The sequence below is a fragment of the Xanthovirga aplysinae genome (assembly GCF_009711365.1).
GTDB lineage: Bacteria > Bacteroidota > Bacteroidia > Cytophagales > Cyclobacteriaceae > Xanthovirga > Xanthovirga aplysinae.
Genome location: NZ_SMMB01000225.1, coordinates 1 through 748 on the forward strand (window position 1 = coordinate 1; position 748 = coordinate 748).

Below are 748 nucleotides of genomic sequence, written 5' to 3' on the forward strand. Positions count from 1 at the left end.
CGCTATTCAAGATCTTTTTATTGAAATAAGACATTCCAGAGAACGGTTATCCGAAACTACATCAATTAAATACTATTTATTTAAGTCTATTCGCAGAAAAATTCTTAACAAAAAGAAGAAGACTCAAAGCATTTTTGTTTCTGTGGAAGCCTTTCAGGGGTATGACTTTGCTTTTTCTCTCTCTTACGAACATAAGTTGGTTGCTCAACAGCTGGAAGAAGAAAAAGTATGCTTGCTCAATAAGGCCATTCAAAAGCTTACCATTAGGCAAAGAGAAGCCATTTACTATTACTTTTATGAGGGTTTATCCTATTTAGAAATCATGGATTTAATGGAGATGGAAAATGTTAAATCAGTTAGGAATTTGATTTATAAAGCATTGAACATTTTAAGAAAGTATATGCCTATTTCGGCCTTTGTGGGATTAGTTTTATTAAGATGCCAATGAAAATAAGATAGTGTCAACCAGATTTCTTTCTTGAAGGCAATATTTTTCTAAAGAGATTTCGCAAAATTTAATATCGATCCTTTTTGAGTTAAACCCATCTCTTTTGAAGGGTTTCACTTTTAAATTAAAACTTAGCGATTATCCTTACTTCACTTTCCTCCATAAGCTTTTTTGTTTCTTAATCATTCCTTTAAGTTGTGCTTTCCTAAAGCATTTTTAGCAAAATGAAAGATTTAGAATTCTTTTGTTTCCTCTAACCGGATATTTTCCCGTGAGGCCTTTTTTTAAAGAAAATCAAAA

The 748-nt window shown here is 31.3% G+C and carries 1 protein-coding gene; it reads left to right on the forward strand.

Translation table 11 applies throughout. From position 1 onward, the window contains the following. Positions 1-448, forward strand: a 448-nt coding sequence (locus tag E1171_RS00500; RefSeq protein ID WP_187696118.1) for an RNA polymerase sigma factor, incomplete at its 5' end; no start/stop codon positions are given. Positions 449-748: the final 300 nt, after the last annotated feature.